This window comes from Aliterella sp. E5.1 (assembly GCF_057473825.1).
On the sequence record NZ_JBYCCV010000008.1, the window covers coordinates 21071 to 35457 of the forward strand.

16 protein-coding genes are annotated in these 14387 nt (G+C 43.3%); 6 read left to right on the forward strand and 10 right to left on the reverse strand.

Annotation, left to right across the window (positions count from 1 at the left end; all coding sequences use genetic code 11):
• The first annotated feature begins 2 nt into the window (after positions 1-2).
• A complete protein-coding gene (locus AC2VE5_RS04975) occupies positions 3-1352 on the forward strand; it encodes a DUF3370 domain-containing protein (RefSeq protein WP_486886672.1) in 1350 nt (449 codons plus the stop codon).
• Complete coding sequence (locus AC2VE5_RS04980) at positions 1349-2998, forward strand: ArnT family glycosyltransferase (RefSeq protein WP_486886673.1); 1650 nt, start codon at positions 1349-1351, stop codon at positions 2996-2998. The genes AC2VE5_RS04975 and AC2VE5_RS04980 overlap by 4 nt, the downstream gene beginning before the upstream one ends.
• Here the strand turns inward: AC2VE5_RS04980 and AC2VE5_RS04985 are convergent.
• Positions 2986-4308, reverse strand: a complete 1323-nt coding sequence (locus AC2VE5_RS04985; protein WP_486886674.1) for a hypothetical protein — start codon at positions 4306-4308, stop codon at positions 2986-2988. The two genes, AC2VE5_RS04980 and AC2VE5_RS04985, sit on opposite strands and share 13 nt — an antisense overlap.
• A gap of 153 nt (positions 4309-4461) precedes the next feature.
• On the opposite strand from AC2VE5_RS04985, the gene AC2VE5_RS04990 reads away from it, so the two are divergent.
• A complete protein-coding gene (locus AC2VE5_RS04990; protein WP_486886675.1) occupies positions 4462-4923 on the forward strand; it encodes a Fur family transcriptional regulator in 462 nt (153 codons plus the stop codon).
• An 82-nt stretch (positions 4924-5005) separates the two neighbouring features.
• Here the strand turns inward: AC2VE5_RS04990 and AC2VE5_RS04995 are convergent, their stop codons facing one another.
• The 9 genes from AC2VE5_RS04995 to AC2VE5_RS05035 all read right to left on the reverse strand — a co-directional run bounded on the left by AC2VE5_RS04995 (position 5006) and on the right by AC2VE5_RS05035 (position 10963).
• A complete protein-coding gene (locus AC2VE5_RS04995; protein ID WP_486886676.1) occupies positions 5006-5470 on the reverse strand; it encodes an SH3 domain-containing protein in 465 nt (154 codons plus the stop codon).
• 53 nt (positions 5471-5523) lie between these two features.
• Positions 5524-7038, reverse strand: coding sequence for an AAA family ATPase (locus AC2VE5_RS05000; protein WP_486886677.1), 1515 nt, complete (start codon positions 7036-7038; stop codon positions 5524-5526).
• Positions 7039-7056: 18 nt separating this feature from the next.
• Positions 7057-7557, reverse strand: a complete 501-nt coding sequence (locus AC2VE5_RS05005; protein ID WP_486886678.1) for a YceD family protein — start codon at positions 7555-7557, stop codon at positions 7057-7059.
• Between the two features lie 75 nt (positions 7558-7632).
• Complete coding sequence (locus AC2VE5_RS05010; protein WP_486886742.1) at positions 7633-8172, reverse strand: Jag family protein; 540 nt, start codon at positions 8170-8172, stop codon at positions 7633-7635.
• The gene (gene yidC, locus AC2VE5_RS05015; protein ID WP_486886679.1) at positions 8173-9318 is read right to left on the reverse strand and encodes a membrane protein insertase YidC; all 1146 of its coding nucleotides are present in this window, start codon (positions 9316-9318) and stop codon (positions 8173-8175) included.
• 154 nt (positions 9319-9472) lie between these two features.
• The gene (locus tag AC2VE5_RS05020; RefSeq protein WP_486886680.1) at positions 9473-9865 is read right to left on the reverse strand and encodes a PH domain-containing protein; all 393 of its coding nucleotides are present in this window, start codon (positions 9863-9865) and stop codon (positions 9473-9475) included.
• Positions 9852-10232: a ribonuclease P protein component gene (gene rnpA, locus AC2VE5_RS05025; RefSeq protein WP_486886681.1), complete on the reverse strand. Its 381-nt coding sequence runs from the start codon at positions 10230-10232 to the stop codon at positions 9852-9854. The genes AC2VE5_RS05020 and rnpA overlap by 14 nt, the downstream gene beginning before the upstream one ends.
• 21 nt (positions 10233-10253) lie before the next feature.
• Positions 10254-10391, reverse strand: a complete 138-nt coding sequence (gene rpmH, locus AC2VE5_RS05030; RefSeq protein ID WP_106367673.1) for a 50S ribosomal protein L34 — start codon at positions 10389-10391, stop codon at positions 10254-10256.
• Positions 10392-10450: 59 nt separating this feature from the next.
• Positions 10451-10963 carry a DUF2808 domain-containing protein gene (locus AC2VE5_RS05035; RefSeq protein ID WP_486886743.1) on the reverse strand — a complete coding sequence of 171 codons (513 nt, stop codon included), beginning with the start codon at positions 10961-10963 and terminating at the stop codon, positions 10451-10453.
• A gap of 508 nt (positions 10964-11471) precedes the next feature.
• Between AC2VE5_RS05035 and AC2VE5_RS05040 the strand changes: the two genes are divergently transcribed.
• From AC2VE5_RS05040 to AC2VE5_RS05050, 3 genes are read left to right on the forward strand one after another with little or no spacing between them, the layout of a single operon-like run.
• Positions 11472-12638: a Re/Si-specific NAD(P)(+) transhydrogenase subunit alpha gene (locus AC2VE5_RS05040; protein WP_486886682.1), complete on the forward strand. Its 1167-nt coding sequence runs from the start codon at positions 11472-11474 to the stop codon at positions 12636-12638.
• A gap of 24 nt (positions 12639-12662) precedes the next feature.
• Positions 12663-12956, forward strand: coding sequence for an NAD(P) transhydrogenase subunit alpha part 2 (locus AC2VE5_RS05045; RefSeq protein ID WP_486886683.1), 294 nt, complete (start codon positions 12663-12665; stop codon positions 12954-12956).
• On the forward strand, positions 12953-14356 hold the full coding sequence (locus AC2VE5_RS05050; protein ID WP_486886684.1) for an NAD(P)(+) transhydrogenase (Re/Si-specific) subunit beta: 1404 nt from the start codon (positions 12953-12955) through the stop codon (positions 14354-14356). The genes AC2VE5_RS05045 and AC2VE5_RS05050 overlap by 4 nt, the downstream gene beginning before the upstream one ends.
• Positions 14357-14387 lie beyond the last annotated feature (31 nt).

Below are 14387 nucleotides of genomic sequence, written 5' to 3' on the forward strand. Positions count from 1 at the left end.
TCATGTTTTCATTTATACTTGCTCAAGTAGCGCCTCAAGAAATAGTCCAAATCCAACCATTAAGGGAGTTACCAGGCTCATTAGATCGAGTGCTGGTATTTAACAGCAATAGCCCCGAATTAGTCCAAAAAGCAGGTATTTTACTTTCAACCTTTCCCCCAAACGGTAAAAGAGTAAAGGCGGCGCATCTAAATTTTCCCTTGCAAGGAAGGTTTGATATCTTTGCCCATCATGTAGCTAAAGCACCTACCGCCAATAATTTGAGATCGCTTTATTTGGGCATAATTCTCCACAACCCTACTAGCAAACCAGTGCAAGTAAATGTCTTACAGGCGGCAACTTATCTTAGTCAACCGGACGCACCATTTAAAGAATTACCTGCTTTAACAGAAAATCCGTTAAGTAAAATTTTTGCTGGACCTGGCGATCGCGTTACCAATACCATACTAAGAGGGCAAAGGCAACCTAGCATACCTGCCTATATTGTTATTCCGCCTCGTCAAAGCAGACTATTGCTTAATTTGCCGATTCCGGTAAAAACTTTAGATCCGCCAGTTAATGGGCGATCGGTACTAATGCGATTGCAAAGCAGCCGCCCTATCTACGCCGCTAGTTTGGCTATGTACGCGCCTTTGGGGGCGAATGGAAAGGAAGTAGCGCCAACTTTGGCACAATGGCAAAAATTATTAATTACTGCAAGTTTAGCTTCACCACGCGATCGCGCTCCCACGCCGCCAGAACAAACTACTAAGAAAATTATCTACGGGCGGGTAGCTGGAATAGCCCAAGGTTCGCAATGGACAGCCCAAATAGTAGATCGCCCGAATGCACCTTATTTAACGATTCCGCGATCGCGTCAGGCATTTTCTTACGGCTTAAGTACCTTACCTCTAGGCAAATTGGGTACAAATCAAGTCCAAAGTGCGCCATTATTGGCACGTTACCCTGATACAGCTTACAGAGCGCATGGCAATTATGGGATTCAGTACAATCTCAATTTACCTTTGCACAACAATACGGGTACTGCTCAAACCGTTATGGTATCGCTGCAAACGCCGATTAAGGAAGACAAGTTGAGTAAAAGTGGATTGCGTTTTTTGCGTTTGCCAGCGAAGCAAGTTTTCTTTCGGGGGACGGTAAGAGTTGCTTATAACGACGATCGCGGCTTACCACAGACGCGCTACTTCCATTTAGTTCAAAAACGCGGTCAGCAAGGCGCTCCTCTAGTAAGGCTCAATATGAAACCACGAGATACGCGGCTTGTACAGGTAAACTTTCTCTATCCTCCTGATGCTACACCGCCGCAAGTTTTGACGATCGCAACTTTGAGTAATTTGACAACCAAGAAATGAATAAGCGTAGTCTCAATTCTCGTCTAATCGCCGCGTTGCCTTACATTAGTTTATTGGTTTGGCTAGTTCCCTTGTTAGTATTTAATGCTCAACAGCAAAGCTTAATCGCTCATGATGAAGGAATTTATGCTTGGCGAGCCAGATGGATTGTAGAATACGGCGACTGGCTTAATCCGGCGATTATTCACTATGGCAAAACTCCAGGAATATATTGGTTAATTGCTAGTTCTTTTTCCTTGTTTGGTATTAGCGAAACAACCGCTAGAGCGCCAAGTATGGTTTTTAGTGTTATTAGCGCTCTACTAACTTATGAAATCGGCAAAATTATTATCAACAAGCAAGTAGGCTGGTTGGCGGCGGCTATTTTGAGCATTGAGTTTTTTTGGTTGCAATATAGTCGAATGTCTGTACCAGATATTCCTTTAGCAAGTTTTGTGTTGTTGAGTATTTGGTGCTTGTTAAAAGCTGAATTGCATCCCAAAAATAGGTTGCTTTGGGGTTTTGGAGTCGGGCTAAGTTTTGGTTTGGGCTTTTTGATTAGAAGCTACATGATTTTTTTGCCAATGCTGGCTCTAATGCCTTATTTAATTTGGGAACATCGCCGCCATCGTCATCTCACCAATCCAGCAATATATTTAGGTTTAGTAGTAGGTTTAATTCCGACAATTTCTTGGCTTTTTACTAGCTGGGCTTATTATAGGACTACCAAATTTGCAGAAATGTTTGACTTTATCGTTCATCTCAACTCAGAAGAACGTAACGGCAATAGTATTTTTTACTATTTTTGGAATATCCCAGCTAAAGCTTTTCCTTGGGCTTTTATGGCATTATTAGGCTTAAGAATTGCTTTAACTAACCCAATTCCTCGCTACCAATTAATATTAGTTGGTTTCCCGATAATTTTATTTATTGAAATTAGTCTATTTTCAACTCGCATACCTCATTATGCACTTTCCCTTTATCCATTTATTGCCTTACGTGCAGCTTTAGCTTTAGCCTGGCTAGGCAAAATATATCAAAATAAATTAGCTCCAAATAAAAGCATACCTCGTACTCTTAGTTACATTATTGGTGGCTTGAGTTGTTTGTTGTTGGTGGCAAGTTTAATCGCGTTTACGGGTGTAGCAATTCCTGTAAATACAGAGATCCAAAAATATGCAGCGATCGCATTTACGTTAGGTTTAGGCTGGTTAAGCGTTCCCCTAGTATGGCTTGGGTATCATAAACTTGGGCAGCAATTTTTAACCGCAAAATATTGGGTAGCAAGTTGGTTAATAGCTCCTTGGTTAGCTCTAAGTGTAGCTGGTATTACGGGTTTTTTAGGAGATTACAACCCAGAAGTTAAAGCATTTTTACAACAACCAAATATAGCGTCTGTAATCCAAAATCATCCCATCAACTTTGTTGAAGGTGGAGGCAAAACTGGGGTACTATTGCGTTTTTATACACCTCACCTAGGAAAAACAGCAGAAAATATTTCCGACTTACCAACAGCTAGTTATGCTTGGGTTAAGTCAGAAACTGCGAGTAAGTCGAACTTGTCTTACAATGCAATCGGCACTATTCGAGATGTGCAATTAGTTCAACTAATAAAAACTGCTGATAATCAAACCCAAAATCCTCGTAGTTTTGGTCAAGGTTTTTGAAAACCAGAACTTGCTTTTTTAGAAGTTTTGTTTTTAGATTTAGATTTATTAACTTCTGCTACAGCTTCCTCAAATAAGTTATTCAAATGGATTGGTACGCTGGCAGTTTCCGGCAATTCTGGCGCTAAAGGTTTATCAAATTCTGCTTGTAAAAGAGTTGGTAAATTGTCAATTCTAAAATCTGGACGTTCTAACAACTGTTGGAGTATTTTTTCTAGTTGCTGGGGATATAGTTGGGCTAATCGCTGCCAAATAAACACATTAATTGTCGGATTTTCTAGGTAGTAACGTACAAGTTTTTCTGCCCCTTCAATACTTTGCCAGTCTTGAGCTTCAAGGATAGTTTTGAACTTACTATAAGTAGGTAAAAACATTTGTCCCCAACGCGGATGAGATAAAGATGTTACCTGTTCTGCTTTTTTTAATTCGCCAGGTAATTCAATTTTAGGTGCTGCCATTTTGGTAGGACTTTTTTGGTCGAACAATTGCGCTACTACTTTAGCGTCTGCGCCCGATTCTTTCGCGGCGGCGGCAATTTCCGCTTCATCCATCCCCGCCTCTTGAGCTAGTTCTGCTAGAGATTTAGTATCATCAATACCTGCATTTCTGAGGTTTTGCTGCATTAATATGTCTTGAAATTCGGCGACTTTTTTATTAAGTTGATATCCCGGCATTGTCACTTCATCGCTACCAAAAAAATCAATAAACTGTTGATGATATTGAGCTACCGATTGCCAAGCTTGTAATAATAATTCTGGCGCATCGCCGTAGAGAGAATATTTATAATTATCTTTAAAATTGCCAATAGCAACAGCTAATTTTGGTTTGCCTAACTTGCCAAGCATTGTGCAACTACTAAAAAATGTCCAATAATTAGTAATCGGCGCAATCCGAGCAAGTAAAATATCTCCTACTTTGCAGCGAGACAATTCTTTAATAGTTTGAGGATTATTAGGTTTAACAATATAGTTTTTAGTTGTGAGCCAGTTTTGGAGTTCAAAACCATCACTCAAAACATCGATTACCGCAAATAAACCCATGAAACTACGTCGCCAGTTGCTAATTAATTCGCGATCGCCTTTTGTCAATTCTGGCTGACTTTCAATAAATAGATCTATTGGCGTTTTGTCCCCAATGCCTTCAGTGATAAAACTATCAACAATTAAATCTTGCTGGTTATCTCCCTGCTTGCGCCGCGACTGCTCGGCGGCGTAGACTTCTAGGGCTGTTGCTAGTTCTCCCTCCGCATCCAAAACAAAGTCAACTAAGGCTTGTTTTAATTGGTGCGACTTCTCTAATATTGCATCCACAACTGATTCTCACTACACTGCATTTATCTAGGGTAAAGGTTTTCTCGCCTAGGACTTCAATTAATAATAATTCTCAATAAGCTTCGCTTGTTGACACTTGCTCCGAAAATTTATTACAATTAGCAACTACACAGCTTTCTTGAGAATGTCGTTATGACTGTTTACACGGCTGGCTCCCTCAAAGCAGAACTCCACGATCGCGGCTGGCGGTTGACTCCTCAACGAGAAACTATACTGCACGTTTTTCAAGAACTTCCTGAAGGAGAACATCTCAGCGCCGAGGATCTGTACCATCAATTAGAGACTAAAGAGCAAGCAAAAGGTATTAGCCTATCTACCATCTACCGAACTTTGAAGTTGATGGCTAGGATGGGCATTTTGCGAGAACTAGAGTTGGGCGAAGGGCATAAACATTACGAAATAAACCAACCTTATCCCCATCACCACCATCATTTAATTTGCGTCCGGTGCAATAAAACCATTGAATTTAAAAATGATTCAATTTTAAAAGTAGGTAGTAAAACGGCGGAAAAGGAAGGTTATCACTTGTTAGATTGCCAGTTGGCGATTCATGCGGTGTGTCCCACCTGTCAAAGGGCATTAATGCCTTTGTAGGGAGTAATATTGATTAGTTAAACCCACTTGCTTATAGCTAAATAAATCTTGGGCAATAAGCGGATAAAACTATTCGCCCCATTTATTCTGGTTGTACTCGCTCGGTATTACCTGCTTTTACCCACCCTTCCAAATCGCTATCGGCTAAACGGACACGCTGCCATTTTTCGTCTTGGCTTTGTTCTAAAACTACAACTGGTTGGTTGTAATCTAAACTGCCAATACGTTCTGCTTCTAAATTTGGTTCAGCGCGCAAGCTTAAACCTTGATTCCATGTAACCCTTGCTGGATAACTACCAGAAGCTAAAGGTGAAGGCTTGCTCTTGGGGGCGGGTTTTTGATTAGTGACAGGGGTAGAAGTTTTCGGTTGAGATTTATTTGCTGTTTTTTTGACGGCACTGCTATCATTAGCAAAAATCGGCTTTGGTGGAGGTGAGGAGGAGCGGTTGATAAATATTAATGCCAAAGCAACGCTACTGCTAATCAACAAAGCGATCGCAATTATCACTCCAAGGGCTAATTTAACTAAACCTGACGACCACCTCATTACTCTTACCTCCTGCAATCAAGGGTCAATCTTACTACCAAACTGGACATCAATTACGGCAATTGTCGCCCAATGCGATCGCTTAACGGACTGTGTTTTGATGCTAAACGAGCTTTGCCTGCTTTTGCCCATTCTTGTAAAAATTGAATTTGCTCGGTAGCAGTGCGGGCTAGAGGGATAATTTGACTTGCAGATTCTAAAATATCGTCGCTGGTAAAGTCGCGGTTTTGGCTAAAACCGATGTGCATAGCTTCCACCAAAGTTTGCTCGATTTCCGCGCCAGAAAAGTCGGGAGTTTCGTAGGCTAGGCGCTGGAGATCGTAACTTTTTAAGTTGTGCGATCGCAATCTCGATAAATGGACTGTAAAAATTTCTTTTCTTTCTTCTTGACTGGGTAAGCCGACAAAAAATATTTCATCAAACCGCCCCTTGCGTAACATTTCTGGCGGTAGCGCTTGAATATCGTTAGCTGTAGCCACGACAAATACCGGAGATGTCTTTTCTGCTAACCAAGTGATAAACGTGCCAAAGACGCGGCTAGAAGTACCAGCATCGCCTTTACTATTTAGTCCCGAAAATGCTTTATCAATTTCATCAATCCACAAAATGCAAGGCGCAAGGGCTTCAGCTACCTGTACCATCTGCCGGGTACGAGACTCAGATTCCCCTACCAAACTTGCAAACAAGCGCCCTACATCTAGCCTTAGTAGCGGCAAATGCCAATGATGTGCGATCGCTTTAGCTGTAAGCGATTTCCCCGTACCTTGAATTCCGACCAGGAGCAGCCCACGCGGGTAGGGTAAACCGTAGGCTCTGGCTTTTTCGGTAAACCCACCACCCCGCCTCAGCAACCAGTCTTTAAGGTTGTCTAAGCCGCCGATATCAGAAATTTTTTCGGTAGTGGGATAAAAGTCTAATATTTGAGTTTGGCGGATAGTTTGGCGCTTTTCTTCTAAAACCAATTCCACATCTTCCGGCTGCAATTGTCCGTGAGTTGCGATCGCTCTTGCTAGTACCCGGCGAATCCGCTCCATTGATAGCCCTTGACAGGAGCGGACTAATTCATCTAATAATTTTGTGCCGATTGATTGCCCTGTAGCCACTAATAAGCGCTCAATTTCGACTTTAATTTCTGACGGCGCGGGTAAAGGAAACTCCAGCACCGTCAGCACTTCGCCTAAGTCTTCGGGAATGGCAAGTTTTGGCGATAGTATGACTACGTTTTTCGGCTGAGATTTGAGCAATTTCGCTAAATTGCGGAGTTTGCGCGACACCGATACGTCTTCTAAAAAGCGGTGAAAGTCTCGCAATACAAAGACGGCGGCGGCGCTGGCGGGGAGTTTTTCGACAAATTCCAAAGCTTGCAAGGGGTTGCGCCGACCAAATCCTGCATCGTTGGGATTTCCTTGGTAGCCGTCTACAAAGTCCCAAGTATATACACTTCGATTACCCTGACGTTGAGATTCTTCTTTAATTACTACTTCTACTCGTTCTTCCTCGTAAGTGGGAACGTAAATTAAAGGATAACGGGCGCGTAGGAGCAGTTCAAATTCATTGCGGAAGCTCATAAACAAGGCGAGAATATTTTAGGGTAATTGCTTTTTTAATGATTCCAATGAAGCCCAACGGCGATCACCTACTTTTTCGGTATTACTATTATCGGCAGGTATGCCCGCGCAATCATTTTCGCATAGCTGCTTTTGGGGCATTTCCAAGCACAACTGTTCGTATAGCCATTCGCCAGGATTAAAGTAGCCTTGAGGCGGTAAAGTTTCGATCAAGTCTTCTACAGCGACTTCTTTATCTATCGCACCTTCGTAGGGAAGACTAGCGCTTTCATCTAACCAAATCATTTCTGAAGTATCCACACTCAATCGATGATTGTATTGCTGCAAGCAACGATGACAAGTCAGGGTAACGATTGTTTCTGCTTTACCCGACACCTCTAAATAATTGCCCTGATGCTGAACTTTGACCTGACCGCGCACCGGAGTTAAGGTGTCTAAACCAGCAATAAATTCTTGTACTGGTACTACCTCAGTTTTCTCTGGTGCTTTTGTCAGTTGGGGAATATAAATTGCCTCCATAGGAAGTTTGCCTTGCCCTCAATGAACTTAATTTTAAGTATCGTTTACTTTGATTGTGGCAAAAATTAAATTTTTTTATTCAGGGTTATGAGACTCACCTTCCCCTAGTCGCCTGACGACAAGATGACGGTGCGGCTCTTTGCCACGACTAAAAGTTTCTAACTCTGGATACTCTTGCAAAATTGTGTGAATTTGCCTGCGCTCGGCGGAGGATAAAGATTTAATTTCTACTTCCTCCGCCGAGGCTCGTACCTGCTCGGCGGCAGCACTAGCGATCGCTTTTAGCTCCGCTTGCCTTTTAGCTCGGTAGCCGTTCAACTCGATGATATAGAAGCCTGCTGGTTCGTTTTGGTTCAAGTTTAAGCTGGCATTAGCTAGGTATTGAATGCCGTCTAATACCGAGCCTTGGGAACCTGTCAAAGTTTCTATTTGCTCGTTACTCAATTTTGTTTGGTCAATAGTCAACCAGTAGCTATTTACTGGCTCCTCCCCTGGTTTGTGTCCGCTAATCGGATTGTTTTCTACTTCTGCTTTCACATCCGCAGATATTCCAGATAATTGCAGCAGCGTTTTTAACCACTGCTGACCCCGCTCCATTGCACTATCAGTCATTATTTAACCCGAAGCTTTTTTCTTAGAACGATTTGGCTCAAAGGGTAGTGATTCCCTATCTTTAGCCTCGGCTACTTTTGCATCTGCTTCGACAATTTTTTGCAAGTTTTCCGGCAAAGGTTCGCGGGAAACGATCGCAGTTTGCAATGTTTGAAATATATTGGCAATCAACATATACATCAGCACTCCCGCCGGAAGTGGGAAAAATAAAAACATCCCCGAAAAAATAATTGGCGTGATTTTATTTACTGTTTCTTGCTGGGGGTTGCCACCTGTAGATCCCTGCCCCGATAGAGTTTGACTCAAATACAAGCTCAAACCAAAGCCGAGAATCATGCCGACAATATCCCAGTGGATTGTCCCATCATCATCAAAAGCGCCGACTCTGCCCAAGGCATCAATAAACAAAAAGCCTTTATTGCTGGCTAGTCCTGGAATTGTGCCTTGAATTGTTGCTTCTCCCGGTGCTAGGGCTTTTATATTGCCGTTGGCATCAATTTCGACTCGATCTTCACCTTTAGTTACTTTTAAAGTAGGTACAAGGCTAGTATCGGGATGCTCGGCTTCTAGGGCTGTTAAAGTTTTGCCTTCTACCGTTTGAAATTCAACCTTTGTCTTTTCGCCTACGCCTAGATTATTTCCACCAGGCAAAACGGCAATAATTGGTGCGTGGACTCCATCGGCAATGTAAATATTTTGTGGTGGAGTTGTAAAAGCCTGGGGTTGGACTCGCTCGATTTGCTCTTGAGGCAAAATTTGCAAGTTGATATTGTAATTAATGTCCGAGAATGGTGAACCGCGCAAAGTTGCAAATAAAGCAAATAGTACGGGCATTTGCACGACCACAGGCAAGCAGCCAGCCAAAGGATTGCCAAATTCCTTATAGACACCGCTCATTTCTTCTTGCAATTTGGTCGGATTGTCTTTGTAGCGCTCTTGAAGTTCTTTAACTCGTTTTTGCATCAACGGTTGAGTAACTCTCGTGCGCCGCATATTGCGAATCGATCCGGCGCTTAGAGGATAAAGCGCAAAGCGAATTACTAGCGTTAACGCGACAATTGCTAGTCCATAGCTTGGCACGATCCCGTAGAAAAAATCTAGGATCGGCAGCATCACGTTGTTAGAGAGAAACCCTATACCAAAATCCATTTATGTGAACTTAACCTAAAATATGTTAATTTGTCTAAATCCAATTTATCCGATACTGGAATATATTTACGGGTAGCGTTTACCGTATAAGTTTTTTGGTGACGATCGGCTCTGTGAAATTTGAGCCAATCTTATAGACAACCCAAGCTAGAGTTTAGTTCTCTACAGTTGCACTTACTTTAGGATTTTTTAGGGCTACTTTATCGTTAATGTATTCGTAAACCTCCCGAAACTTTGGTACGGCTCGGAGTTCCAAACGGCTACCATCTCTAAGAGTGAGTACCATATCTCCCCAAGCGCCTAGCCCACGGGGAACTTTGGCAATTTTGACGATTTCTGAATAAATAATATCCGTGCGATCGCGCCCCATCCAACCCCCAGTAATGGTAATGCGGCGGTTTGTAATCCGGTAGCGCAGCCACAAAGCCCGCACAATCGCGCCTACAGTCAAAGGTAAGGCAACAATTGTCAACCCCACAATCAAACCAAATATCAATTCTCCTACGTGAGGACCACCCTCGTAGTAAACATCTTCACGAATGCCCATTTATGACCTCTGCTTTTGCCAATAACTGCTCTAATTCTTGCAGAAATTGTTGATAATCGCACTTACTCGTCACAGCTTGGGGTTGTACTACCACAACTAAGCTCCATCCTGGGGTTATTTGCGGTAACAACGAACGAAATGCCGCCCGAATTTGCCGCTTAATGCGATTGCGAATTACGGCGTGCTTGCTAACTTTTGTACTGATAGAAATACCAATACGAGTAGCGCCTGCAACCGCTCCGGCTGGATTTGTTTGCAGACGTAAAGCTCTCAAAGTTAAATGAGAGCTTTTTAGGCGGTTTCCTTCCCTAAATAATATTTGGAAGTCGTGCCGATTTTTGAGTCGATTTACTTTTGGTAAAGCCACTTTTGATTTGGCTAATTCGCTTTAGGAAACGCTGAGGCGATAGCGCCCTTTGCGACGACGAGCGCTAATTACATTTTGTCCATCTGGGTTACGCATCCGAGCGCGAAAACCAGAGGTTCTCTTTCTTTTACGGGAAGTACCGCCCAATGTCCGTTTCATTACTTATGCCCTAAATTTTAGTCAAAAAGTCACAATCTACTATGATACCACTAAAATGGCTAAGAAATGCTGACAATCCAAGTACCGACATAACGTAGGAGTGGCACATCACCAGGGGAGAGGATTTGACAATTGAAATAGTAAGTACCGCCAAATCCTGGATTTTTGACGTTAGAAAGAACTAACTCTACTCTGCTACCTGCGGGTACTGGCTCTTGGGGGAAAATTTCTAAAGCTCGATTTTCTCTATTCCAAACTACTTCTCTTAGAGGTACGGCTTTGCCTTTGACGCGAATTTCAACTTTTTCAGCATCAAAAACCCCTTTGTAGTAATCAGGATAAGAGATAGAAAATTGAGCTACGGCTAATTTCAACTGTTTTGGTGGAATCCTCAGCCGATAGCGATCCCAGCCCCCAGCTTGTCCGCCAAAATCTAGTCTAAAGGGCAATTGATTCTCGCGCTTAACACCACTAAAAATGGTGAAGCCAGGTAAGCTTTGAGCCGAAATAAGCGCCGGAAACCCAGCAACTAAACAACTGGTAACAGCTAAGGCAGAAAGGAAGCGGCGCATAGAATTTTTTTGGGCAAACATTGGTTTAGAGTAAGTTTTTGTACTTATAATTTACTACTTGGTTAACCAAGTTAGACGTAATAGTTATTAAAAAAGTGCCTTTAATTAAGTTTAACGGTAGCCATGACAGGGCGTAAGCGGCTAAAGAACCAGTAACGTTAGTTTGGCATTAAGAAATTTTGTTATCAAATTTGAAAAAAAACATCGCCCAAACTGAAGCTAAGTAGGCTAAATTATCCAGAGCAAAGTTGCAAATAATCTAAAAATGCGCGATCGCCTTAGTAAACCAAAGATGAAATTCTAAAGACAAAGATTTCTAAGTTAGATATAGACCTAAGATTGGCAAAATGTGCGACTTTTAGACAAAATAAGGAAATTGCTCAATGGGTGTCTAACTTAATTAGTCAAAGGCACAAAGTATTGCTGTCACTGCCAGAAAGCCGATAATTAAAAAACATCAAGATATTTAACCCTGGCAAATAAAGTTTTCCCGATTTAAGGAGATGAGATGAGAATAGCGGTTGCCAAAGAAATTGAAGTCGGCGAACGTCGCGTTGCTTTGATACCTGAAACAGTGGCGCGATTGGTGAAAAAAGGTTTAGAAGTATGGGTAGAAACGGGTGCGGGCGATCGCTCTTTTTTTACAGATGCAGCTTACGAAGCAGCCGGAGCGAAGGTTGTAGCCGATAGTGCGGCGATTTGGGGCGAAGCGGATATTTTGCTCAAAGTTGGTTTACCCCAAGAGCGAGAAGATGGACGACAGGAAATTGATCTGCTCAAGGAAGGGGCAGTATTGATTGCCTTTCTCAACCCCTTGGGAGCGCCGGAAATAGCCCAAAAATTAGCAGAGAAAAAAGTTACAGCCTTTGCAATTGAACTCATACCGCGTAGCAGTAGAGCGCAAAGCATGGATGCTTTATCGTCCCAAGCATCGGTAGCAGGTTATAAGTCGGTACTAATTGCGGCGGCGGCTTTACCTAAATACTTCCCCATGTTGACAACGGCGGCGGGAACGATCGCCCCAGCCAAAGTATTTATTATGGGAGCAGGGGTAGCAGGGTTACAAGCGATCGCTACAGCGCGGAGATTGGGAGCAGTGGTTGAGGCTTTTGATATTCGTCCCGCCGTCAAGGAAGAAGTACAAAGCTTGGGTGCAAAGTTTGTCGAAGTGCAGCTAAATGAGGAAACGGTAGCCGCCGGAGGCTATGCTAAAGAAATCTCCGCCGATGCCAGAGCGCGCACCCAAGAAGTAGTCGCCGAACACATCAAGCAATCAGATGTGGTAATTACAACGGCGCAAGTTCAGGGTAAAAAAGCCCCGCTACTTGTCACCGAGGAAATGGTAGCGCAAATGAAGCCGGGATCGGTGATTGTCGATTTGGCTGCCGAACAAGGTGGAAATTGCGCCCGTACTGAACCCGGAAAGGACGTACAGTGGCACGGAGTTACAATTATTGGCACGATTAACTTACCTTCTTCCATGCCCGTCCATGCTAGCCAAATGTACTCCAAAAACTTGGCTACTTTGGTGCAGTATTTGGTCAAAGACAACGCTATCAACCTTGATTTTGCGGACGATATAGTTGACTCCGCTTGCATTACCCACGGGGGAGAGATTCGCAATCAAAGAGTCCGTGATGCTTTAACTGCTGCTAGTGCAACGGTGGGCAATTAGTTTTTAATTAGGAGACTTATAACTTTGACTGAAGCATTAATTGCTGCCTTGTTCGTATTCGTTTTAGCATCTTTTGTTGGCTTTGAAGTAATTAATAAGGTTCCGCCAACCTTGCATACTCCTTTGATGTCTGGGGCTAACGCTATTTCGGGAATTGCCGTAATTGGCGCGTTACTTGTCTCTGGGAGTAGAGATGTGAATGTCAGCGTAATTTTGGGTTTGATTGCGGTGGTACTAGCAACTATCAACGTAGTAGGTGGATTTTTGGTTACTGACCGGATGTTGCAAATGTTTAAGAAAAAAGAGGTTAAAGCGTGAGCGATTTTTTGCCAACAGGGATACAGCTAACTTATTTAGTGGCGGTGTCTTTATTTATCATCGGTTTAAAACAACTAGGTTCGCCTGCTACGGCTCGTAATGGTAACTTATTAGCTTCGGGGGGAATGTTGATTGCTGTCGCCGCAACGCTGCTAGATCGGCAAGTATTGAATTATGAGATGATTTTGGTGGGTTTGGCGATTGGTTCGCTGATCGGTGCGATCGCAGCCCAAAGAGTTGCTATGACCGAAATGCCCCAAATGGTAGGTTTATTGAACGGTTTGGGGGGTTTAGCTTCGGCGCTAGTAGCGGTGGCTGAGTTTTGGCGGCTAATTGGCAATGGCGAAGCTATAGGCTTAGATGCCAATATTTCTATGCTGCTAGATGTATTTATTGGTGGTGTCACCTTTACAGGCAGTATGGTAGCTTTTGCTAAATTGCAAGGCTTAATTAGCGGTTCACCGATTACTTTTCCTTTGCAGCAACCAGTAAATATTTTGTTGCTAATTGGGTTTGTAGTGGGTAGCGGTTACTTATTGGTAACGCCGGAAAGTGTACCTTTATTTCTTGGTGTAGTGGCGGTGTCGTTGCTACTAGGGGTACTGTTTGTTATTCCCATCGGTGGCGGCGATATGCCTGTAGTAATTTCGCTGTTGAACTCTTTATCGGGAGTAGCGGCGAGTGCGGCGGGCTTTGTGGTTATGAATAATATGCTAATCGTCGCTGGCGCACTGGTAGGCGCATCTGGGTTGATTTTGACTCAGATTATGTGTAAGGCGATGAATCGCTCGTTATTTAGCGTTCTATTCGGCGCGTTTGGCGGTGGCGGAGTAGCAAGTGGTGGTTCAGGCGCAACAGCGACCGATAAAAATGTCCGCAGTATTGACCCCGAAGAAGGTGCAATGATGCTAGGTTATGCTCGTTCGGTTGTAATTGTTCCTGGCTACGGTATGGCAGTAGCTCAGGCACAGCATAGCGTGCGCGAACTAGCCGATCAATTGGAGCGGATGGGTGTAGATGTCAAGTATGCAATTCACCCTGTGGCGGGGCGGATGCCGGGGCATATGAACGTATTACTAGCAGAGGCAAATGTGCCTTATCCTCAGTTATCGGATATGGATGATATCAATCCTCAGTTTGAACAAACCGATGTAGCTTTAGTAATTGGCGCAAATGATGTAGTCAATCCCGCCGCCCGTCAAGATACCGCTAGTCCAATTTATGGGATGCCGATTTTGGAAGTAGATAAGGCTAAACAGACAATTGTAATTAAGCGCGGCATGAGTACGGGTTTTGCAGGTGTAGACAATGAGTTGTTCTACAAAGATAAAACTACGATGCTGTTTGGTAGCGCTAAAGATATGGTGGCAAAGCTGGTGGCTGAAGTGAAGCAGCTTTAAGTGCAATAAACCTTTGGTACAAAGGAAAATA